We start from the raw sequence: 22131 nt of genomic DNA on the forward strand, positions 1-22131 counted from the left end.
ATTTAGCAAAATTTAAAAGGAGTTAAGATGCTAGTTGATGGAAGCTACGAAATTTTATCTTGTGATGATGTGGAGCTTGGCATCAAAAGAAGCTCTGCTTTATCTTTTTATGCCTGTTATGACGATGTCAAGGAGGCAAAAGCTCTTTTAGTTATCATCTCTGGTTTTGGAGAGGACTCTGACTCTGGATATAGAACTCATCTCATGCGAACCATGGTAGAGAACTATGATGTGGCGTGTATTAGTGTGGATTATCACTGCATAGGCAACCGCCCACAGCTTGGGGCAAGATTTGGACTTGATGATATAGACCGCGCGATACTAATAAGAGAATTGGCAAAGATTGGTATAACTTTACCTATTGATTTAAAAATAGTTGATAACTATGATAAAACCTGCGTTTTACTTAGAAGTCTTAACGAGGAGGTCACTATTAGAAAAGAGAGCGGGGTCTTGCCAGATGATTTTATTTTAGATATCAGTATGACTATGTTGCCAACAAAAAATGAATATCAAAATTTTGGCGTTATGCAAGCAATGGACGTGCTAAATGCCGTGCTTTATACAAAAAAATATATAAATAATGCCAAATTTGAGCATCTACCAGTGATAATGGTAGGCAGCTCACATGGTGGATATCTGGCACATATGTGCGCTAAGATAGCTCCATGGCTAGTTGATGGGGTGATAGATAATAGCTCTTACGCTATATTTTTATGGAAACTTATTGGTTTTGGCAAGGAGATTGATTTTACTAGGTTTTTTGGCTGTGGCACTGGAAATTTATATGAAAATTTAAATCTTTACTTCTGCGATAAAACTTATTGGACTCTTAATGATAAATCACCATATTATTTTAGTGATGCAAGAGAAGAGATAAGAAACATCCTAAATTTAGATCATTTAACTGTTCAAAGCAGCCATAAAAAGCCAATTTATGTAAGTTATCACTGCATTAATGATACAGAAGTAGCTCCCGCAAAGGATAAAACCGAGCTTTACGAGGCTCTTAAGAAGCTAAATTTTGACGCGACGCTTCATATGATAAAAGACGAGAGCGAGGTTGATGGGAAATTTATAAAGTCTCTAACTCACGGCATGGGGATGTCTTATAAACTGCTTTTGCAAAGAGAGCTTCCTGGCGTTATGAAGAAAATTTTGTCTAAAAAAGATAAAAAAGATGAGATCAATGAAAAATGCATAGAGTATAAGTGTGGTGATTTGCTTTATAAATTTAGTGAAGTCTCAGATCAGATAAGGCTTGAAGTTACCAATATTTAAATTTTAGAGCCATTTTTATCTAAAGCTAGGCTTTTAAAGGCCTAGCTTTAAATTTTCTAATTATCTATCATAAAATCATAAAATTCGTTGTTATATCCGACGTTTCCTACCTTGCTGTATTGTATAAGAGCTGCTTTTATGTTGTCAATTTGCTGATACATAAAGCCAAGGGCGGCTCTGTTTTCAACAGCACTTGGATCATTTAGCTTTGTAAGCTCCAAAAGTGCAATCGCATTTGTTATTTTATTTGCTCCAGTGGCTGCTACACTCGCTAAAAAGAGCGTGCCAGCATCATTTATCTTAAACTCGTCTATGACTTCATTATAAAGCTTATAGCTCTCATCAAAGTCGTTTGTAAAGATATCCACGTAGGCTAGAGTTTGGATCAAATTTATATTTTTTGGAGCCTCTTTTAGCTGGGCTCTTAGCTTGTCACGCTCCCTTGTTAGCAGGCCTGAGATCTGAAGTAGCTTGATGTATTGCTTTTTGATGATGTCAGCGCCATGGTAGAAGGCATTTGAGTCGAGATTTTTATCGATGAAGTAAATTTGTATCGCTTTTGCATACTCTTTGACGTTTTGATCTTTGTTTTTAGAGATGAAATTTAAGATATTTGCGATGATGTCGTTTGGCAAGATTTTCATAAGCTCATCAGCCTTTTTTGACATTAGCTCGTCGTTGTTTGAAATTTTAGCGATGATGATATCAAAGGCTAAATTTAACGTCGTAGGCTCTTTTGGCTCTTCAAGCCACCTTATCATCGCGCTTTGGTTGCCGCTTATCAGGCTTAAAAGTGAGGCATATAAATTTACAGGTTTTAGGCTCTTGTCGTTTTCTAAATTTTCTCCGATCTCTTCAACTAGTTTTGGGTTTAAATTTCTATTTATATCCATGCAGATCGCCCCAAAGATGCCAGAGAGGTGGTTATTTACATCTTGATGGTAGCTTGCTATAAAGTGCTTTGCAGCAAGGCTAAAATTCCCAAGCTGAGCGTAGCTAAGAGCTAGGTTATACTGCAAGATAGAGTGGTTTGGATAGGCCTTAGCAAGCTCTTCAAAGTCCTTGTTTGCCTCTTTTAAGCGGTAGTTAAGTGCCTTTGCGATGGCTTCGCTAAGTTTGGCATTGACCTTTGAGGCGGCGGCACTTTGGCTAAGGTAGTCATTTGCCGCTGAGGTGTCATCTAAAAAGACGCTAACTCCGCCTTTTCTTATCTGCTCGATGCTCTGTTTTGCGTCAAAGACCTTGTAAGGTGCGAAGTAAAAGAGCGTTTCGTAGCGTCTTGTTCTATCAAAAAACATATCGTCGCTAAAGTGCGCCTGAGCTAGGCTAACGTCAAAAAGATCTGGCTTTAGGATGGTCTTTATCTTGTAAATTTTACTTGGCATCGAGGCGTTGTAGTCATAAACGTCTTTGATAAATGCCGCCGCGTCGCCATAATCAGCCGTTTTTAGATCGATCAGTGCCTCAGTCATCTTGATAAGATCGATATTTGGCGTATTTTTAGAAGCCTTTGTTAGATAGTCCCTTGCTTTGTCGTATTTGCCAAGTCTTGCGTAGAGCTGTGCTAGCGTAAAGTCAGCCTTAAACGCCTTTTGCCCCTCAAGCTTAGCTATGGCTCTCTCATCATCTCCAAGAAGCGATAAAATTTTAGCGCTCAAGTAAGCATACTCGCCCTTGTAGTCATCTGTGCTAGGGTGTGAGAGTGCTTGCAGCGCCTCGTAATAATTACCCTTGTAATAATTAACCAGCGCATAGTAGTAGCTGTAAAGTGGCGAGCTGTTTTCATACTGCAAAAAGGAGTCCGCAAGCCCTATGTAGTAGTTGAAATTTTTGGTGTTATTTAGCTCAAGCGAGCAAACAGCGGCGTTTATGGCGCTAACTGCGGTGTTTTCGCGGTCGGTTATCGCCTTGTTAAACGAGATGATCGCCTCGTCACATTTTTCTTGTTTCATCTGCGAAACGCCGAGGTTGTAGTTTGAAAGTGACTGGTTATAAACAGCTATGTTTTCATAAATTTTTAACGCTTCAAATTTATTGCCACGCTCATAGAGCTGGTTAGCCTTGTTTATCATCTCATCGATCTTTGAAGCGCCAAAATTTTGCGTTTGGTAGTTGTTTTCTATATTTTTTACGATAGCTGTAGTGTCTATCTCCTCTTTTTTATCTTTTTTTAGCAAGACGATTAATAAAACAACTATCAAGATTACAAGCACCAAAGCAGCCGCACCGATGATGATAAAGAGCTTTTTCTTGCTCTTTTTTACAGGTATTGGCTCTGGGATGCTCTCATCTTGCAGCACGCCCTCACTTGCGATGCTCTCAAGCGAGACGATCTCTTCAGGAGCCTCTGTCTTTGCCTCTTCAGGCGCTTGCTCTGCTTGCTCGCCAGGTGGTTTTAGAACTACAACCTCTTCATCAGCCACTACATATACCTTTTAAGAACTTCTGGAATTTCGATAGTTCCATCAGCTTTTTGGTAGTTTTCCATTATCGCTATTAGCGTCCTGCCAACTGCCAGACTTGAGCCATTTAGGGTATTTACAAGCATATTTTTCTTGCCATCTTTAAAGCGAATTTTCGCTCTTCTTGCTTGAAAGTCACGAGTGTTAGAGATAGAGCTTATCTCGCGGTATTTGCCCTGACCTGGTAGCCAAACCTCAAGATCGACCGTCTTTGCTGCGCTAAAGCCTAGATCGCCGCTGCAAAGAAGCATGTGGCGGTGAGGCAAACCAAGGCTAGTTAGCAAGTCACTCGCGCAAGATATCATCTCAGCAAGCACACCCTCGCTTTGATCAGGCTTTGTGATGCTTACAAGCTCAACTTTTTCAAACTGGTGCTGGCGGATCATACCTCTTGTGTCACGTCCTGCTGAGCCTGCCTCTTGGCGGAAGCATGCTGAGTAGCAAGTCATCTTTATAGGTAGCTGCTCTGCTTCAATGATCGTGTCATTGTATAAATTTGTCACAGGCACTTCGCTAGTTGGGATGAGGTAGAGATCCCCGTCGCGCACCTTATAAAGATCCTCTTCAAATTTAGGCAGCTGACCGGTGCCAAAAAGCGTGTTTGAGCTTACTAGATAAGGGACATTTACAAGCTCAAAGCCACGCGCGCTGTTAAAGTCGATCATGTAATTAACAAGCGCTCTACTTAGCCTTGCTCCCATGCCGCGAAGCACGGTAAAGCGAGATCCTGAGAGCTTTGCACCTCTTTCAAAGTCAAGCCAGCCAAGGCTCTCGCCTAGCTCCCAGTGCTCCTTTGGCGTAAAGTCAAATTTAGTTGGCTCTAGTACTGTTTTTATGCAGACGTTATCGTCTTCATCTTTACCAAATGGCACATCATCGTCAGTGATATTTGGCACGCTAAATGAAATTTGCTCAAGCTTTTCTTCGCATTTTTTAACAATCTCATCAGCGTCAGCAAGGGCAGCTTTGTTTAAATTTAGCTCACTCTTAAGCTCGCTCACATCCTCGCCAGCTCTTGCTTTTACGCCAAGCTCTTTGCTCTTTGCGTTTTGGATCGCTTGGAAATTTTCAAGCGCTTTGCGCTTTTGCTTTAGCTCGTTAAAAGTGTGCAAAAGCTCGTCTAGCAAGCTGGCTTTAACATTTTTGCCCTCTAGCTTTTTTATGAATTCATCGTAGTTTGTCTCAAGTAGTTTTAAATTTATCATTATCCTCTCCTTAAACCATAAACATAACTTTTGCAAGCAAAACTATCGCCACCGCAAGCGTAAGCGCGATAGGGTGGATGTTGCCAAGTGGACTAGGGCGCTTAAATATAAATTTGCAGCTCAAATTTACTATCACCGCAGCCACGATCACCATCGCTAAGCAAAATTTGATCATAAAAGCGATCTGTAAATTTGTTTCAAAGTAGCCTCCAGCCTTGCTGCCGACCCAGTTGCTCATCATCATGCCACCAGTTAGAACTAAAAGTAGCAGACAAATAGGCATGATCCTAACAGCTACTGAGCCGATGGCTTGCTTTGCCTTTTGCGCAAGCTCTGGTGGCATCTTTTTGCTCGCCGCTCTTAATATGATCACATCAAAAAATAGGTAGCCAACAAATATGATCGCACAAAAAAGGTGGATTATCTGTGCGTATGGATATAAATTTTGCATTTTTTTCCTTATCTGTAAATTCCAATTGCTTCACGCACTTTTTCTATCGTTTCGTGAGCTATATTTTGAGCTTTTTTAGCGCCTAGATCTAAAATTTTAGCCACCTCGTCAGGATTATTTTGATAGTGCTCAAATTTCTCTCTTGCCTCTTTGAAATATTCCCAAACAAGCTCGTTTAGATAGGCTTTAAAGTGTCCGTGACCCTCGCCGCCTCGCTCATATCTAGCCTGCAAGTCGCGCTGTCCGCTCTCATCTAAGAAAAGCTTTGCGATGTTATAGACGTTGCAGTTTTGCCACTGCTTTGGCTCTTCAAGTGGCGTGCCATCAGTCACGATGCTAGAAATTTGCTTTTTAAGCGTCTTGGCGTCCGCAAAGATATCGATCGTATTGCCGTAGCTTTTGCTCATCTTTTCGCCGTTTGTGCCAGGCACGGTAGCGACGTTTTCATCGATCTTTGCTTCAGGCAGAGTGAAAATCTCGCCATGTTCGTTGTTAAATTTGATCGCGATATCACGCGCGATCTCTACGTGTTGGATCTGATCTTTGCCCACAGGCACGACCTGCGCGTTATAAAGCAAGATATCAGCCGCCATCAAAACTGGATAGCTAAAGAGTCCGTGGTGCGAGCTAAGGCCCTTTGCGACCTTGTCTTTGTAGCTGTGCGCGCGCTCAAGTAGGCCCATAGGCGTGTGCTGGCTTAGCACCCAGTAAAGCTCAAGCACCTCTTTAACGTCGCTTTGCACCCAGAAAATGCTCTTATTTGGGTCGATCCCAAGCGCCAAAAAGGCACAAGCAGCGTCAAAGGTGTTTTGTTTTAGCGCCTTTGCCTCGCTAAGACTAGTCATCGCATGGTAGTTTGCTATAAACATAAACATTTTGTTTTTTTCTTGCATATCAACCATCTGCTTTATCGAGGCAAAATAGTTGCCTAAATGCAGCTTTCCGCTTGGTTGGAGGCCGGTTAATACTCTCATCTTATCCTTTCAAATTTCAGCTTTTTCTCGTGAGTGCTTTTGATAGAGTTTTGAAATTTTAAGCTTTCGGCAGACTAAGTGTCTAGCCTCGGCTTAAAATTTCTTCACAACTCTCGTCGCTTTAGCGTTGCGAACAAGTGAAGCAAAAATTCATCTCACGATACTTCGACAAAACGTTTAAATTTTAACATCACGTTAGACTTTTTAGTCTAGCTTGATCTTAAAATTTATCTCGCAGGCTAAATGCCTAGTCTTGATTAAAATTTGACTGCATAATATTTGTTGCTTTAGCGCTTTATCAAAGTGAAGCAAAATTTATCTCAAAATTTCTAACTACAAAACGTCAAATTTAGCCCAAAAACAAATTTCAACACCACACTAGACATCCATCTAGCCTGATCTTGAAATTTATCATTGCAAGCAGCCCACGCCACTTTGCAACTAAACTTTTAAAAGTATCCTTATCTCTTTTACGATCTGCTTTGGGGTCTTACCCTCTACTTCAATGATATAATCAGCCTTTTTCTCATAGAGCTTCTCTCGCTCCAGATGCAGCGCTTCAGCCTTTTTTAGGTCGCTTAAAAGTGGGCGTTTGGCGATCTTTTTCTCGCTATTTTTGCTATTTTTCAGCCTTTGCATTATCGCTTCAAAGCTTGCTTTTAGATAGATCACGGTGCCTATTTTGTTTAAATTTTTAACCTTTGCAAAGCCCCCACCTGTCGAGATGATCGCATTTTTGACATTTGTAGCTAGAAATTTAGCTAGATCCTTTTCAAGTTGCCTAAAATGTTCTTCGCCAAATTCATCAAAGATAGCCTTTATCTTCATATTTTGCGAGCTCTCTAGCAAGTCGTCGCAGTCAAGATTCATCGTCTTTAGCGCCTTGCTTAGCGCCCTTGCAGTCGTGCCCTTACCAACGCCCATAAACCCTATCAAAACGATATTATTGTTCTTTGTCTTCATCACTCTCTCCACGTTTTTTAGGGATTAGCACGATAGGCACGCCAGCTAGGCTAAAGCTCTCTCTAAGCTTGTTTGTTAGGTAGCGTTTGTAGCTAAAGTGCAGGCATTTTGGGCGGTTCATTATGAGCGCTATCATGATAGGTGCTGTTTTAAACTGCACTGCGTAGTAAATTTTCACGACCCTGCCTTTGTCGCGTGGCAGTGGGTGCGCTTTGGTCGCTTCGCTGATCACTTCATTTAGCTTTGAAGTTTGAATTTTTTGGGTGTAGTTTTTGTAAATTTCAACTATGAGCGGGTAAATTTTATGCACTCTTTTGCCACCAAGTGCTGAAACGCTGATGATCGGCGCATATGAGAGAAATTTAAACCTATCTTTTATCTCTTTGCAAAGCTCGTCAAATTCCTCACTGCTTTTGTCCCATTTGTTTAGCACGATGATGACGCCAAGCTCAAATTTAGAGGCGATGCCAGCGATACGCTCATCAAGCTCGGTTAGCGGCTCAGAGCTATCAAGCACGAGTAGTGCGACGTCTGTCTCTTCTAAAATTTTCTCAGTTCTATTTAGTGCGTATCTCTCGATACCCTCGATCTTACCGCGCTTTCTGATACCGGCAGTATCGACAAACTCAAAAACCCTGCCATCATGCTCGTAAATTTCATTGACTGGATCGATCGTAGTGCCTGCTACGTCGCTAACGACGGCACGGCTCTCTTTTACAAGGGCATTTAGAAGTGAGCTTTTGCCGACATTTACACGGCCTATGATGCCAACTCTTATGTTTTTGCTCTCGTAGTCTATCTCGTCGCTTAGCTCGCCCTCGTCGTTATAGTTTTCTAAAAAATCATCAAAATCTTCGCTCAAATCGGCCTTTATCTGCACTTTATCTTCTAAGTGTTTTGCCAGCCAGATGCTAAGCTCATCAACGCCAGTGTTGTGGCTTACTGAAATGCCAAATGAGTTTTTTGCGCCAAAACTTACAAATTCCCACTCTCTTTGCTCGTCTTTTTTGCTGTCGATTTTATTTATGACTAGAGCGATTGGTAAATTTAGCTTGCTAAGCTCGTAAAAAATGGCTCTATCCTCGTCATCTGGCATCATTTTGCCATCGACCATGTAGAGGATAACGTCTGAGTTTTTAGCCTCTGCTAAGGTCTTTGCTTTTACGTTTTTAAAAAGCTCGCTGCTATCATCAAGCCCGCCGCTGTCGATTAATATACACTCTTTGCCCTCAACTTCGATCTTAGCTTTGTTTGTATCTCTTGTGGTGCCGCTAACGTCGCTTGTTATGGCGATGCGTCTTCTTGCTAAGCGGTTAAAAAGTGAGCTTTTGCCGACATTTGGCTTGCCTACTAATATTACTTTTTGCAAATTTTGTCCTTTTTATGATGGCTGATTATACAAATTTTTCTCTTATATAAAGTATAAAATTACGCTTAAAGGCGCCGAAATAAAAGAAAAAATCAACCAAAATTTAAGCCATTTTTTATTAAAATGAGTGCTTTAAATTTAGAGGTTTTGCGATGTTAAAAAGGTTTTATATTTCACATCTTGGCATTTTTTATATGCTCTTTGCTTGCTTTATGTTTGCCGTGACTGGCGCATTTGCAAAGTATCTGAGTAAAGATATGCCTTCTATAGAAGTTGTTTTTTTTAGAAATTTGATCGGACTTTTCATCGTCATCTACGCCATCTATAAATTTCCATTTAAACAAACTGGTGGGCACTTTTTCTTGCTGATGTTTCGCGGTTTTGTGGGTACGGTGGCACTTTTTGCATTTTTTTATAACGTCGCACACGTAAATTTAGCCACAGCCTTTACCTTTCAAAAGACAAATCCAATATTTACAGCCATTCTAGCAGCTATTGTTTTTAAGGAGCGTCTAAGCTCGCTTGGCTGGTTTGCTGTTTTTTTAGGATTTGGCGGAATTTTGCTTGTTATCCAGCCAAATTTAGGTATCAATAAAACCGATATCATCGGCATTTGGAGCGGCCTTGGAGCGGCTATTGCCTACACGAGTGTTAAGGAGCTAAACAAGAGCTACGGCACAAATATCATCGTGCTAAGCTTCATGCTTTGGGGCTCGTTTTTGCCGCTTATTTGCATGGGGATGGCTGAGTTTTTTACATATGAGCCTCTTGATTTTTTATTTTCTAAATTTACTATGCCAAGCTGGCACAACGTCGTTTTTATCTTGCTAATGGGGCTTAGTGGCTACTATTTTCAGGCGTTTATGACAAAGGCATTTGCGGTTGGCAAAAAAGCTGGCGTCATCGCTGCGGTTAGCTATGCTGACGTCATTTTTACGCTTATCATTGGCTATTTTATGGGTGATGCGTTGCCAAATCACTTGGCACTCGCAGGTATCGTGCTTGTCGTGGTGAGTGGAATTTTAGTTGTTAAAGAAAAATAAAGGAGAAAAAATGATCTTAATCGCTGGACCTTGCGTGATAGAGAGCAAGGAGCTTGTTTTTGAAGTGGCAAAAAGGCTAGTTAAATTTAATGAAAATCCAAAGCTTGACTTTTACTTTAAGTCTAGCTTTGATAAGGCAAATCGCACGAGCATTAGCTCATTTCGTGGCCCTGGGTTAGAGAAGGGTTGTGAAATTTTAGCTGAGGTGAAAAAAGAATTTGGCTTTAAAATTTTAACCGATATCCATGAGAGCTATCAAGCTCAACCAGTTGGCGAAGTGGCTGATGTGCTGCAGATCCCTGCATTTTTGTGCCGCCAAACTGACCTACTAGTAGCGGCTGCAAAGACAAAAGCAGTCGTAAATATCAAAAAAGGGCAGTTTTTAGCGGCGTCTGCTATGAAACACTCTGTTAAAAAGGTGCTTGAAACAAGGGGTGTGAGTGGCGACGGATACGATGTCGCAAAGGCAAATGGCGTCTGGCTAACCGAGCGTGGAAGCACCTTTGGATATGGAAATTTAGTTGTTGATATGAGAAATTTGGTGATGATGAGAGAATTTGCGCCAGTCATCTTTGACGCTACCCACAGTGTGCAGATGCCAAGCGCACTTGGCGAAAAGAGCGGCGGCGATGCTAGGTTTGTGCCGCATCTTGCAAGAGCGGCAGCTAGCGTTGGGGTGGATGGATTTTTCTACGAGACGCATATAAATCCTTGCGAGGCGCTTTGTGACGGGCCAAATATGCTAAATTTAGACGAGCTTGAAAAAGTCGTAAATGACACGCTAAAGATAGAGGAAATTTTAAAATTTTAAACCAAGGAGAGAGTTATGAGAAGGATTTTTGCACTACTTTTAGGAGTGTTGTTTTTAGTAGGTTGCGGCTCATCTCAGCCAAAATTGCCACCGCTTGCTGGCAAGTATAAATTTGAGGGCATTAGCTACACTCATGTGCAGCGCCATGAGCCGACAAAATTTCTCTACCAAAGCCCAAAAATGGTCGAGAAAAAGTACAATGAGCAAATTTTAGAGGGGCTTAGGATGGCAAATTTGCTAGATCCAAATTCTAGCGATGAGCTAAAGATAAAGATAACTCATCGCAGGGGATTTGTAGGCGAGGCGACCTTTGTTAAAACTGATAGAGTTGGCGGTATCTTTCTTATACTTAGCATAGAAGTTTTAAAAAATGGCGAGGTTTTAAGAGATTATCACACAGATGAGTTGATGTATGATCCAGGTTTTTTCGGAAATTTAAAGACGATAGCTGGGCAAAATACAGATGATAGTTTAGAAAATGATGCGATAAAAGCCATGGTGAGAAAAATTTTAGAGATAGTAAAAGGGTTTTAAACAGTTTGTCAAACAGAGGCTTTTTATGGATATTTCTAGGTGCGGTGGCTGAGTGCGGCTGGGCGTATGGGCTAAAGCACGCGTCAAATTTAGGCGAGTTTTTGCTCACGACTACGCTTGTAAGCATAAGTTTTGTCTCGTTTATGAAGGCTTTAAAGTATCTGCCTGTAAGCATCTCTTATGCCGTATTTGTGGGTTTTGGGACGGCTTTTATCGTCATAGCTGAGATCGTTAGCGACTACGTAGCAAGTGGGATTATGCCAAATTTCATTAGGCTATTTTTCATAGCGACGCTCATTTTAGGCGTGCTCGGGCTAAAAGGGATGAAAGAATGATCCACTTTTTAGCGCTTTTACTAGCTGGATGTTGCGAGGTCTCTGGCGTCTTTTTTATCACGAAATTTTCAAAAAGCACAGGCGTAAAAAAATGGGCAAATTTCATACTTTTACTTGGAAATTTTGCCCTTTCTCTAACGCTACTTAGCTATGCGATGCAAACTATCGCTATGTCGGTGGCGTATGCGATCTGGACTGGCATAGGCGCTGTTGGAGCGGTGCTAGTTGGGGTGGTATTTAACAACGAAAAGGTAAATTTAGAAAAGGCTCTCTTTTTATCGCTCATCATCTTTAGTGTGGTGATGTTAAAGATCGTATAATTAAATATATTTTTTAAAAACAGATAACTTCAAATTTATACACTTGCATACTCTAAAAATAATACTATTTAAACTCACTTTCTAAGATGCTAGTAGCTATAAGTATTATTTTTTACAAAATATTGATTTTTAAATTCAAAATAAATTTATATAAATAACACTACACTTTCAAGTTATTTTTCAAATTTAAGGAGACATTGTGCAAATTTGTAGAATTTTGTTTATCTCTGGTGTGGCGTCCAGCTTTGTCTTTTCATCACAAGATATGCTGCTAGAAGGTGTTGTGGTAAGTGCGAGTGGTATCTCAGCAAAAAAGACAGAGCTTAGCAAAAGCGAGCTAAAAAAAGGTCAAATTTTCTCCGAGCGAGATCTCGTGCGAAACGAAACTGGCGTAACTGTCACAGAAGGCGGTAGAAGTGGAAATAATGGGTATGCTATACGAGGTGTAGATAGCGATAGGGTTTCTTTAAAAATAGACGGAATGGAAGCCGTTGAGAGCTTTATGCCTCGTTCTTACAATATTTTAGGGATATTAAATGGCAACCGAAACAGCACCGAGCTTGAAAACATAAGCAGTGTAGAATTTGTAAAAGGTGCAAATTCGTTAAACAAAGGTAGTGGCGCGATCGGTGGTAGCGTTAGTATGCAGACAAAAAATGTTGATGATTTTGTAAGGGATGGGCAAAATGTTGGCTTTTATAGCAAAAGCGCATACGCATCAAAAAATAGTGAATTTAGGCAAGTTGCAGGTGCAGGCATAAAAGCAGGCGGTATCGAAGCACTGTTTCAGCATACGTATAAGCGCGGCAAACAGACAAAGAATTTTTACAGCGGTAAGCTAGATGATGTGCCATTTTGTGGAATGGGAACAAGCATAGAGGATTCGTATTTGGAAGATAAATATCCAAATCTTTGCTCTTTTGGTAGAATTTTGCCTGATGACGTGAGATTTCGCACGCACTCAAATTTGATGAAATTTGGCTATAGGTTTGATTCGCATTTTATAAACACATCTTATGAAGACTTTAGGCAAAACTATTTTACAGAAGAGAAGAGTAATAGCATCGCAACACTTAATAGAAAGCAAACAAGAGATAGCATCCCTTACAAAAGATATGGAATTTACTATGAGTTTGTGCCAGACCATGATGCTTTGCTAAGTAATTTAAAGGTAAGTTTTTATAAGCAAAGAGTCCAGCAGAGGTCAAATTTTACGAGATATCATGCAAACTATCCAAGCGACATGCAATACAACTCAAGTTTTGATCAAAAAGATAGCTATGAATTTTTTCAAGACAAAAAACAGTTCGATATAAGCGGCATGAGTGGCGACATTAATGCAGGTAAATTTTCTCACATATTGAGTTTTGGTCTTGGCAGACACATCTCTACCTTTAAAAATAGAAATTTACAACTTAGACAAAGTTTTAATACAAAATGGGGCGGTAGCGGTTTTATCGTAGATCCAGCAAATCCTTTCAAGCCGGTTAAAGCAACGGACGTAACCTTTGCTCAGCCAGTAAAAAGCACTCTAGAATATGCTTTTCTGGGAGATGATATGAGCTTAAATGAAGCCTTAAGTCTAAACTATGGAGTTAGGCTTGATAGATATGTTTATAAACCAGAGCAAGCAAATATTGCCTCTGGTGCAGGATATAAAATGGTCACGACACCAGAGCTACAAAAAAGTAAATTTAAAGCCGTTACCTACAATGCAGGAGCCCAGTATGATATAAATAACAATGTGAGTGTTAGCTACGCATTTAGTACCGGTTTTCGTGCGCCAAGAGTGGAGGAGATGTATTTTGATACACCAAGGGATAGTACAAGATATGTTAGAAATTTAGAGCTAAAACCAGAAAAAGCCTTTAATCATGAGGTAAGTTTATTATCATCAGGTCAAAGTTATGCGCTGGCTCTTAGTGCTTTTTACTCCAAATATAGAGATTTTATTGATAGTGATTATGAGGTTGGTATTGATGAGAGGGAAGAATTTGACTTTCTGATATCTGATTTTGTAAAAAAATACAGCAAAAAAAGTCTCGATTTTAAACATGTAAATGTTGGTAGAGCCACCGTCAAAGGTTTGGAACTAAATTCGCGTGTAAATGGAGATGCGCTAAATTTAAATGAAAATTTATATGCAAGCTTAAAGGCGACCTATGCACGTGGCAAAAAAAATGATGGGACTTCACTTATGGCTATTCAGCCGTTTACTGCAATAGCTGGACTTGGGTATAGTGATAATAAATTTGATCTCTTGCTAACTAGTAAATTTGTAGCAGCCAAAAAAGCAAAAGATGCAGTTTCAAAAATACCGCCAAATTTTTCTCAAATAACTGTTGATAGAGATACAGGTAAGGTAACTGGCACAACACAGCCAGAAGCACATAAATTTCTAAGTAAAAGCTATTTTGTTTTTGATCTAACTATGGGCTATAAGATCAGTAAAAATTTCAGCATAAATGCAGGGGTGTTTAATATTTTTAACAAAGAGTATTCTATTTGGGAGAATTTAAGACAGCTTAGATATAACGGCAACCAAAGCTATGTTAAATTTGATGGTACTGGACTTGAGCGATATACTGCTCCTGGTAGAAATTTTAGCGTTTCATTCGAGGTTAGATATTAGCTTTAGTTTAAATAAGATTTTGATAAACTACGCAAGATATAAGGAGAAGTGAATGAAAATAATCGAAGGAAATTTAGCTTTAAAAGGCGATGAGAAGATAGCGATCATAAACGCAAGGTTTAACCACATCATCACAGACCGCTTAGTAGAGGGCGCAAAAGACGCATTTTTACGTCACGGCGGTGACGAGAAAAATTTAACTTTAGTGCTAGTCCCTGGCGCATTTGAGATACCTATGGCGCTTGAAAAGGTGCTTGCAAGCGGTAAATTTGACGCGGTTTGCTGCGTGGGAGCGGTGATAAGAGGCGCAACGCCGCACTTTGACTACGTAAGCGCAGAGACCACCAAAGGCATCGCAAACGTGACGCTAAAATACGCAAAGCCAGTCACATTTGGCGTGCTAACGGTAGATAACATCGAGCAAGCGATCGAGCGTGCTGGCAGCAAGGCTGGAAACAAGGGCTTTGAAGCGATGACTGGCGTTATAGAGATGCTAAATTTATACAAAAAGCTAGGAGAGTAAAATGGCCACACGTCATCAGGTCAGACAAGCGATCGTTTCGCTACTTTACTCAAATGAGATAAATCCCGTAACTGCTGAGTTTGAAGAAGAATTTTTAGAAGAAAAAAAAATAAGAAACGAGCGCAAAAACGAGGCGCAGCAGACATTTAAAGCGGTGCTGGCAAATAAAGAAAAACTAGATGAAATTTTAAAGCCACACCTAAAAGATGGCGACTTTAGCAAGGTTGGCGCAACTGAGCTAGCTATCCTTAGGCTAGGACTTTATGAGATGAAATTTAGCCAAACAGATAAGGCCGTCATCATAAACGAGGCGATCGAGCTTGCAAAAGAGCTTGGAAGTGATCAGGCGCCAAAATTTATAAACGGCGTGCTAGATAAGATAAAGGCCACTCTATGAAGCTCTGCGTCGCTCTTGATATGGCGAGCAAGGATGAAAATTTAGCCCTCGTGTGTGAGCTAAAAGGGCTTAATCTTTGGCTAAAAGTGGGGCTTAGAAGCTACCTTAGAGACGGAGCTAAATTTATAGAGGAGCTAAAGGGAGTAGGGGAGTTTAAAATCTTCCTCGATCTAAAGCTCTATGACATCCCAAACACGATGGCAGACGCTGCTGAGGTCGTCTCAAAGATAGGCGTGGATATGATAAACGTGCACGCAAGCGCTGGCGTACGTGCAATGAAAACTGTAATGGAGCGTCTTAATGCGCTACAAAATCGCCCTTTAGTGCTTGCGGTATCGGCACTAACTAGCTTTAATGAGAGCGAATTTGAAGCGGTTTATAACGATACGCTTTCGCGCTCGGTTAGGAAATTTAGCCAGATGAGCTATGAAGCGGGGCTTGACGGCATGGTCTGCTCGGTCTTTGAAAGCAAGCTCATAAAGGACGTGACAAGTCAAAATTTCATCACGCTTTGCCCTGGAGTTAGGCCTTTTGGCGAGAGTGCTGGTGATCAAAAGAGGGTTGCAAATTTAATTAGCGCAAAGCAAGAAGCGAGCGACTTTATCGTTGTTGGTAGACCGATCTATGAAAACGCAAATCCAAGAGAAATTTGCGAGAGAATTTTGGAGCAAATTTAGCGCCCTAACTTGCATAAAATTTGGTCTAAAATCATTTTAAACATGATTTTTCGCGTAGTAAATTTTAAATTAAGCCACCTCGTTAGTAGCTTGGATGGCGACTTAGCGTAGTAGCAAGATAAAATTTAGCGAGCCTCAAAGCGCACGAATAAAATTTAAAATTTCATTTAAAGTGACGAGCTTAAAAGAAATTTGAGGTAAATTTGAGCGATTTTAAGAAAATTCCCTACGTCGGCGAGGCGACGCAGGCTGATCTGCTAGTACTTGGCTACAAGGATATCGCTTCGCTAAAAGGAGCAGATCCAGATGAGATGTATGAGTGCACAAAGGCGCTTGGACGTGGCAGCGATAGGTGTATCCTCTACGTTTACCGCATGGTTTGCTACTACGCAAATACGCCGCGCCCAGACAAAGCCAAGTTAAAATGGTGGCTTTGGAAGGATTAAATTTTTAGCGCTAGTTTTTAAATTTGACCTATTGTTGATAGAGCGACCTAAATTCTAATCTATAAAGATCAAACAGACAAGCCAAGAGAAAGCCTTTAAGTGCAGTAAGGAACAGATAGGCGTTTGACGTTACCTCAAGTTTTTGTTATGCTAGTTAGACATCTAAATGAAATAAAGCTAAAAAGCAAATTTATAAATTTAATCAGCTTTTTTCATAAATTTCTATCCACAACCGATGCTTTTGCAAAAAGAAAAATCCCAGTTTCTAAAAAACCTTTAAAATAATGCAGCTAGAAAAATGAGCCATCTAATGTTTCGTTTCTAGTCGCGCGTTTCTTTACTATCTCCACCTCATTTATATCTTCAAATTTGATCTTAGTTTTTACGATCATGAGGATTTTATCTTTGAAATTTACATCTGAGACTAGTCCGCCAGATCTTACGTAAGTAAAGCCGTCGTGGTAGCTCACACGCACTTCATCAGCTATCTTTATCTCGCTTATCTTTTTTAAAATTTCATCGACCTTGCTCTCATCAAGCTCTAGTTTTTCGCATTTTTCTCGCTCTTTTTGGCGCAAGGCTCGCTCTAATGTTGAGAGAGGATTAAACGAGCTAAAAATTTTCGCTCTATCTTTACTCGCCACTTTTGTGCCCTCCGATCTTTTTGTTTCTGTCCTGCCCAGTCGCTTCTGGCAGCAGGTCGATCGCGCGTAGGATCGAGTTTTTACCAAATTTCTCTTTTATCAAATTTAGTGATTTTAGCACCGCTTTTTCTTTGGCATCATCTTCAAATAGGCTAAATTCTGCCAAATTTTCTTTCACGACGTCGTTTGCAGATATGCCTATTTGCCTGATTAGTCCAGCATTTTTTATCTTGTTTAAAAGCAGCTCCTCAGCCGCGCTCATCAATACGCTTGAGATATTTGTTGGCGTTTTGAACCGCATGCTTGCACGTTGCTGTGGCTCAAGCTTATCGGCAAATCTCACATTTATCGTTAGCCCACTTGCCCTTACATCTTTGTTTATCATCCTAAGTGCGAGCCTGTCAGCCATCTCTTTTAGCACGATCACCGCCTCGCAGCGCTCGTAGTCTCTGGGCAAAATTTCCGAGCTAAAGTAGGACTTCGTGCTTGGTTTATAGGCTTTTATATCGGCTATCGTCGTTGGCTCTATGCCGTTTGCGTGATCGATCGTGATGTAAGCATCGACGCCAAAAATTTTTTCAAGCAGGCTTTTTGGCGCATTTGCGATATCTTTCATGCAAAAGATGCCGCATTTTTCGAGCTTTAGTCTAGTTTGCTTACCGATACGCCAAAAGTCACTTAGTGGCTGGTGCGTCCAGAGCTGCTTTTTATAAAGCTCTTCGTCAAGATACGCGATGCCGTCATCTTGGTGCTTTGCTAGTATATCAAGGGCGATCTTTGCGAGGTATAAATTTGTCCCCATGCCACAAGTCGCCGTAACGCCAGTCGTTTTTAAGATCTCATCCATCATCATCTTTGCCATCTCTTTTGCGCCAAGAGCGTAAAATTTCAAGTAAGAAGTGAGGTCGATAAAGCACTCGTCGATCGAATAGACGTAGATGTCCTCTTTGGCGACATATTTTAGGTATAGCTCGTAAATTTTGGCGGCATAGTCGATGTAAAACTGCATTCTAGGCGGTGCAGCGATAAACTTGATATCTCTTGGTATCTCAAAGAGCCTGCAGCGATTTTTCACCCCTTTTGCACGAAGCGCAGGGCTAACAGCTAAGCAGATGCCACCATTGCCACGACTAGCGTCAGCTACGACAAGATCAGCCTTAAATGGATCAAGCCCGCGCTCTACGCACTCAACCGAGGCGTAAAAGGACTTTAGGTCGATAACGGCGTAAATTTTCTCTTGTAAATTTTGGTTTTTCATAAGGGGATTATAGATGAAATTTGGTAAAAGTTAGTTTGTAAAATTTTGTTTGAAATGGCTTAAAATTTTAATAAAAATCTTTTAGAAAAAGGCTAAATTTGAGTGCAAAGACCCAGCACCAAAGATACCGCCCCCACTCACAGCTAAATAACTCCGTGATCAGAAACTACGCCAAGATGCGTGCTAGAGAGCCGATGCTTATAAATGTAAATGAAGGCATAGCAACTGGCGACGTGGTGAGAGTATTTAAGATAGGAGTGAAATTTAGTTGGTGCGCTTGTCACTCATCATCCAAGAGCGCGTCATCGCCATCCGCGAGGGTGCGTGGTACGATCCTGAAGTGCTAGGCGAAAAGAGCCTTTGCAATCATAGCTGCGTCAATATCCTAACTCTCGACAAAGGCGCATCTTGCATCGCTCAAGCAAGTGCGGACGCAGGGTATTAGGAAATTTAGAAAAATATAAAGGCGAGATCAAGCTGGTCGCTGTAAATTTCTAAATTGAGCCCTTGCTTGGAGGCTAAATTTGACTTGTTTTCAACTCGATGCTTGACTGAAATTTAGTAAATAAATTTATCCGTAAATTTTCTTTAAATTTTCAAGCTTCGTGCTTGCATTTAGTAAGAGCATATCAGCAAGAACTAGCCTTATCATCGCGGTTGCGACGACGCTACCACGTATGCCTATGCAAGGATCATGCCTGCCTCTTAGCTCAAAATCCACCGCCTCTCCAGCTAAATTTAGCGTCTTTTGCTCTTTAAATATTGAAGGTGTCGGCTTAAAATGGCTCTTTAGCACGATCTCAGCGCCACTGCTTATGCCCCCAAGTATGCCACCAGCGTTGTTGCTTAAAAAGCCAAGTTCGTCCATCTCGTCGTTGTTTGCTGAGCCAAGCATAGAGCTTACATTTACGCCAGCACCGACTTCTACGGCCTTTACGCCATTTATGCCCATTAAGGCCGCCGCTAGAGCACTATCTAGCCTATCATAAAGTGGCTCACCAAGACCAGCTGGCACGCCTCTAGCGACACTTAAAACCACAGCTCCGACGCTATCGTGCTCGCTTCTAGCCTTGCTAACCGCCTCTTTCATCGCCTCTTCGTTGCCAAGGGCGTAAATTTGCGAATTTTGCGCAAAAGCAAAATCAACCTTGTCACTAATGACCTTGCCTATGCCAAGCACGCCGCTTAAAACTTCTATCTTAAGCTCATTTAAAAGTAGCTGCGCAAATGCCCCGCCAGCGACCCTTACCGCAGTCTCTCTGGCACTTGCACGCCCGCCACCTCTATGATCTCTAATGCCATATTTTTTAAAATATGTTAGATCAGCATGGCCAGGGCGGAAAATTTCACGTAAATTTTCATAGTCATTTGACTTTTGGTTGTTGTTAAAAATGGCAAAACCTATCGGTGCGCCAGTGCTCATGCCATCAAAGACGCCGCTAAAAATTTCTATCTTATCAGCCTCATCTCTTGCCGTTGTGAAGCTACTTTGTCCAGGGCGACGTCTGTCAAGCTCGCTTTGTATGAAGTCTGCATCGATCTTTAGCCCAGCTGGCAGGCCGTCTATCACGCCGCCTATCGCCACTCCATGGCTCTCGCCAAAGCTAGTTAAGGTTAGTTTTTTGCCAAAAGTATTCAAAATTTATCCTATTTTTTGATTTTTTCTAGCGCTATCTTTGCTGCGAGCTGTTGGGCTTGCTTTTTGGAGCTTCCAACGGCACGTGAAATTTCTTTGCCATTTAGTAGCAAGGCTATCTCAAATTCTTTCTTATGATCAGGGCCAAAAGAGCCTATAAGCTCGTATGTTGGTATGACGCCAAGGGTCGCTTGAGTGACCTCTTGAAGGGCGGTTTTGTAGTCCTTTTCAAGGTGCGCAAAGTCGATCTGCGGATAGCAAAGCTCAAGCAAGGCGATCGAAATTTCTCTAACTTTAAGAAGTCCAGCCTCTAGGTAGATAGCACCCATCACCGCTTCAAATGCGTCACTTAAGATGCTATCTTTCTCTCTACCGCCGTTGTTTTCCTCAGCTTGGCTAAGCCTTAAAAACTCGCCCATTTTTAGCCGCCTAGACATATTTGCAAAGCTTTTTTCATTGACAAGCGCGGCACGAAGTTTGCTCATATCGCCCTCTGCGATCTTGCTAAATTTTTTAAAAAGATACTCAGCCACGAGCAGATCCATCACCGCATCACCCAAAAACTCGAGCCTCTCATTATTTAACACCTGCTTGGTGCTCTTGTGCGTTAGTGCCTCTTCTAAAAGCTCAGATTTTTTAAATTTATAGCCAAGATTACGTTCAAATTCTTCTAAATTTTTCATATCTTATTCTCATCTTTTATTTTTAATGCCTCGTCTCTTGCCATCTGGTCGCACTCCTCGTTTTCAGGGTGTCCAGCATGCCCCTTAACCCAGCTAGCGATGACTTTATGCGGCTTTGAAATTTCTAAATACTCCTGCCAAAGCTCGACATTTTTTACATTTTTGAAATTTCTCTTTTGCCAGTTTGCAAGCCACTCATTTATGCTATTTGCCACGTATGAGCTATCGGTTATTAGCCTTACCTCGCAGGGCTCTTTTAGCGCTTTTAGCCCCATTATCGCAGCTTTTAGCTCCATTTGGTTATTTGTCGTATATGCCTCGCCGCCACTTGCTTTTTTCTGCGCTTCGTTATATCTCAAAATGTAAGCCCAGCCGCCAGCTCCAGGGTTTCCAAGGCACGAGCCATCACTAAAAAGTGTTACTATCTTCACTTGATTTTTCTGTGATGTGGGATAAAATTTTGACACTTCCTAGCTCGTGACAGACCGGACAGCGGTAAAAGTGCATAGGAAATGAGTTTTTGCAGTTTTTGCAAACGTAGTTAAAGCTTAGCCCAGCCGCGTCAAATTTAGCATCTTTTAGCCTTTTTATGACATTTAGCTCAAAGCCGTAAATTTCACAAGGCCCTTCGATGTCGCCCTTTGCGTAAAAGAGTGATTTGTATTTTGGATCGCTTAAATTTATAGGCGTTTTTAGGTTGTAAAGCAGGTCCAGCACATCTTCAAATTTGGCAAAATCTTTTAAATTTTCTAAATTTTCATTATGTCTTATGAAAAGTGCTAAGATCATGCGCTTTAAAAGCTCAAAATTTTGGCTAAGATGCGAGAGAATTTCCACCTTTTCGCTAAAGCTTAAATTTCTATCATCAAGCGTGCTAATCGCCTTTATATAGGCTTTTTGATCTTTCACATTTGTCCCAAGCTCTTCAAGAGAATTTAGTGCATAAAGCGCTTCTTTATAGTTTTTAAGCTTCTCATCTATCATTGTTAAAAAGCGCAGTGCGAGGACGTTTCTAGGGCTTAGCTCGAGCGCTTTTTCAAAGATTTCGCTAGCTTTTTTTAAAAATCCAGCCTTAAAATAGACCTCTCCAAGCTCGTTTAGGATAAATTCTTTTTCGTTTTTATCTTTTACCTTTTCAAGTGCGATGAGATAGACGCCGATCGATTTTTCAAAGTCGCCATTTTTAGCAAAGGTCTGACCTAGCATGCTAAGGCTTGGTATATCTACTTCTGGGCTTTTTAGCATCTGCTTGTGCTCGTCGCTTATGCCATCTTTGCTGTCAAATTTCTTTATAAATTTTTCGATACGCTTTTTCTCATCTTTGCTAGAAAATATGCCCCAAGCATAGCTTAAAGCGGCGATCATCAAGATGATACTAAATAGAATAATAAGGCTAAATATCGGATCTCTGTGTCCAATGAAAAAAATATCCACGCTAACACTTTGTAATAAAATTTTACTTTAATTATAACAAAGCAGTTGTATAA

Annotated in this window: 24 protein-coding genes; 12 read left to right on the plus strand and 12 right to left on the minus strand. The window is 40.9% G+C overall.

Annotated features, from left to right (window positions below):
- Window positions 1-27: 27 nt before the first annotated feature.
- Window positions 28-1281, plus strand: coding sequence for a DUF2920 family protein (locus FZ945_RS04265; protein WP_148802713.1), 1254 nt, complete (start codon window positions 28-30; stop codon window positions 1279-1281).
- A 56-nt stretch (window positions 1282-1337) separates the two neighbouring features.
- Here the strand turns inward: FZ945_RS04265 and FZ945_RS04270 are convergent, their stop codons facing one another.
- The 6 genes from FZ945_RS04270 to der all read right to left on the minus strand — a co-directional run bounded on the left by FZ945_RS04270 (window position 1338) and on the right by der (window position 8705).
- Window positions 1338-3704: a tetratricopeptide repeat protein gene (locus tag FZ945_RS04270; RefSeq protein WP_148802716.1), complete on the minus strand. Its 2367-nt coding sequence runs from the start codon at window positions 3702-3704 to the stop codon at window positions 1338-1340.
- On the minus strand, window positions 3704-4948 hold the full coding sequence (gene serS / locus FZ945_RS04275; protein WP_148802719.1) for a serine--tRNA ligase: 1245 nt from the start codon (window positions 4946-4948) through the stop codon (window positions 3704-3706). Before serS ends, FZ945_RS04270 begins: the two co-directional genes overlap by 1 nt.
- Window positions 4949-4958: 10 nt before the next feature.
- Window positions 4959-5399, minus strand: a complete 441-nt coding sequence (locus FZ945_RS04280; RefSeq protein ID WP_103614580.1) for a copper resistance protein CopD — start codon at window positions 5397-5399, stop codon at window positions 4959-4961.
- An 8-nt stretch (window positions 5400-5407) separates the two neighbouring features.
- Window positions 5408-6373: a tryptophan--tRNA ligase gene (gene trpS, locus FZ945_RS04285; RefSeq protein WP_148802722.1), complete on the minus strand. Its 966-nt coding sequence runs from the start codon at window positions 6371-6373 to the stop codon at window positions 5408-5410.
- 441 nt (window positions 6374-6814) lie between these two features.
- The gene (locus FZ945_RS04290; RefSeq protein ID WP_148802725.1) at window positions 6815-7336 is read right to left on the minus strand and encodes a shikimate kinase; all 522 of its coding nucleotides are present in this window, start codon (window positions 7334-7336) and stop codon (window positions 6815-6817) included.
- Window positions 7317-8705, minus strand: a complete 1389-nt coding sequence (der, locus tag FZ945_RS04295; protein ID WP_148802728.1) for a ribosome biogenesis GTPase Der — start codon at window positions 8703-8705, stop codon at window positions 7317-7319. The genes FZ945_RS04290 and der overlap by 20 nt, the downstream gene beginning before the upstream one ends.
- A gap of 152 nt (window positions 8706-8857) precedes the next feature.
- Between der and FZ945_RS04300 the strand changes: the two genes are divergently transcribed.
- The 10 genes from FZ945_RS04300 to FZ945_RS04345 all read left to right on the plus strand — a co-directional run bounded on the left by FZ945_RS04300 (window position 8858) and on the right by FZ945_RS04345 (window position 16423).
- On the plus strand, window positions 8858-9748 hold the full coding sequence (locus FZ945_RS04300) for a DMT family transporter (RefSeq protein ID WP_021086097.1): 891 nt from the start codon (window positions 8858-8860) through the stop codon (window positions 9746-9748).
- A 10-nt stretch (window positions 9749-9758) separates the two neighbouring features.
- A complete protein-coding gene (kdsA, locus tag FZ945_RS04305; protein WP_148802730.1) occupies window positions 9759-10559 on the plus strand; it encodes a 3-deoxy-8-phosphooctulonate synthase in 801 nt (266 codons plus the stop codon).
- Window positions 10560-10574: 15 nt separating this feature from the next.
- On the plus strand, window positions 10575-11093 hold the full coding sequence (locus FZ945_RS04310; RefSeq protein ID WP_148802733.1) for a hypothetical protein: 519 nt from the start codon (window positions 10575-10577) through the stop codon (window positions 11091-11093).
- Window positions 11094-11098: 5 nt separating this feature from the next.
- Window positions 11099-11428: a DMT family transporter gene (locus FZ945_RS04315; RefSeq protein ID WP_148802735.1), complete on the plus strand. Its 330-nt coding sequence runs from the start codon at window positions 11099-11101 to the stop codon at window positions 11426-11428.
- Window positions 11425-11748, plus strand: a complete 324-nt coding sequence (locus tag FZ945_RS04320; RefSeq protein WP_148802738.1) for a DMT family transporter — start codon at window positions 11425-11427, stop codon at window positions 11746-11748. Before FZ945_RS04315 ends, FZ945_RS04320 begins: the two co-directional genes overlap by 4 nt.
- Window positions 11749-11947: 199 nt before the next feature.
- Window positions 11948-14380, plus strand: coding sequence for a TonB-dependent hemoglobin/transferrin/lactoferrin family receptor (locus tag FZ945_RS04325; RefSeq protein ID WP_148802742.1), 2433 nt, complete (start codon window positions 11948-11950; stop codon window positions 14378-14380).
- A 52-nt stretch (window positions 14381-14432) separates the two neighbouring features.
- A complete protein-coding gene (ribH, locus tag FZ945_RS04330) occupies window positions 14433-14903 on the plus strand; it encodes a 6,7-dimethyl-8-ribityllumazine synthase (RefSeq protein WP_103558932.1) in 471 nt (156 codons plus the stop codon).
- Window position 14904: 1 nt separating this feature from the next.
- Window positions 14905-15300: a transcription antitermination factor NusB gene (nusB, locus tag FZ945_RS04335; RefSeq protein ID WP_148802744.1), complete on the plus strand. Its 396-nt coding sequence runs from the start codon at window positions 14905-14907 to the stop codon at window positions 15298-15300.
- Window positions 15297-15977 carry an orotidine-5'-phosphate decarboxylase gene (pyrF, locus tag FZ945_RS04340; RefSeq protein ID WP_148802747.1) on the plus strand — a complete coding sequence of 227 codons (681 nt, stop codon included), beginning with the start codon at window positions 15297-15299 and terminating at the stop codon, window positions 15975-15977. Before nusB ends, pyrF begins: the two co-directional genes overlap by 4 nt.
- Window positions 15978-16180: 203 nt before the next feature.
- Window positions 16181-16423, plus strand: coding sequence for a helix-hairpin-helix domain-containing protein (locus FZ945_RS04345; protein WP_148802750.1), 243 nt, complete (start codon window positions 16181-16183; stop codon window positions 16421-16423).
- A 290-nt stretch (window positions 16424-16713) separates the two neighbouring features.
- On the opposite strand, the gene FZ945_RS04350 is transcribed toward FZ945_RS04345, so the two are convergent.
- Complete coding sequence (locus tag FZ945_RS04350) at window positions 16714-17067, minus strand: YolD-like family protein (protein WP_262367153.1); 354 nt, start codon at window positions 17065-17067, stop codon at window positions 16714-16716.
- On the minus strand, window positions 17057-18325 hold the full coding sequence (locus FZ945_RS04355; protein WP_148802753.1) for a Y-family DNA polymerase: 1269 nt from the start codon (window positions 18323-18325) through the stop codon (window positions 17057-17059). Before FZ945_RS04355 ends, FZ945_RS04350 begins: the two co-directional genes overlap by 11 nt.
- A 268-nt stretch (window positions 18326-18593) precedes the next feature.
- Between FZ945_RS04355 and FZ945_RS10120 the strand changes: the two genes are divergently transcribed.
- Window positions 18594-18770 carry a hypothetical protein gene (locus FZ945_RS10120; RefSeq protein WP_262367154.1) on the plus strand — a complete coding sequence of 59 codons (177 nt, stop codon included), beginning with the start codon at window positions 18594-18596 and terminating at the stop codon, window positions 18768-18770.
- Between the two features lie 126 nt (window positions 18771-18896).
- On the opposite strand, the gene aroC is transcribed toward FZ945_RS10120, so the two are convergent.
- The 4 genes from aroC to FZ945_RS04380 are packed head-to-tail and all read right to left on the minus strand — an operon-like array spanning window position 18897 to window position 22078.
- Window positions 18897-19964, minus strand: a complete 1068-nt coding sequence (aroC, locus tag FZ945_RS04365; RefSeq protein ID WP_148802756.1) for a chorismate synthase — start codon at window positions 19962-19964, stop codon at window positions 18897-18899.
- Between the two features lie 8 nt (window positions 19965-19972).
- Entirely contained in the window at window positions 19973-20644 is a 672-nt protein-coding gene (gene rnc, locus FZ945_RS04370; protein ID WP_148802758.1) for a ribonuclease III, read from the minus strand.
- Window positions 20641-21075 carry a ribonuclease HI gene (rnhA, locus tag FZ945_RS04375; protein WP_148802761.1) on the minus strand — a complete coding sequence of 145 codons (435 nt, stop codon included), beginning with the start codon at window positions 21073-21075 and terminating at the stop codon, window positions 20641-20643. Before rnhA ends, rnc begins: the two co-directional genes overlap by 4 nt.
- Complete coding sequence (locus FZ945_RS04380) at window positions 21053-22078, minus strand: tetratricopeptide repeat protein (RefSeq protein ID WP_148802764.1); 1026 nt, start codon at window positions 22076-22078, stop codon at window positions 21053-21055. Before FZ945_RS04380 ends, rnhA begins: the two co-directional genes overlap by 23 nt.
- Between the last annotated feature and the right edge of the window lie 53 nt (window positions 22079-22131).

Origin of the sequence: Campylobacter concisus, from assembly GCF_902460535.1 — a bacterium.
Taxonomy (GTDB): domain Bacteria; phylum Campylobacterota; class Campylobacteria; order Campylobacterales; family Campylobacteraceae; genus Campylobacter_A; species Campylobacter_A concisus_AS.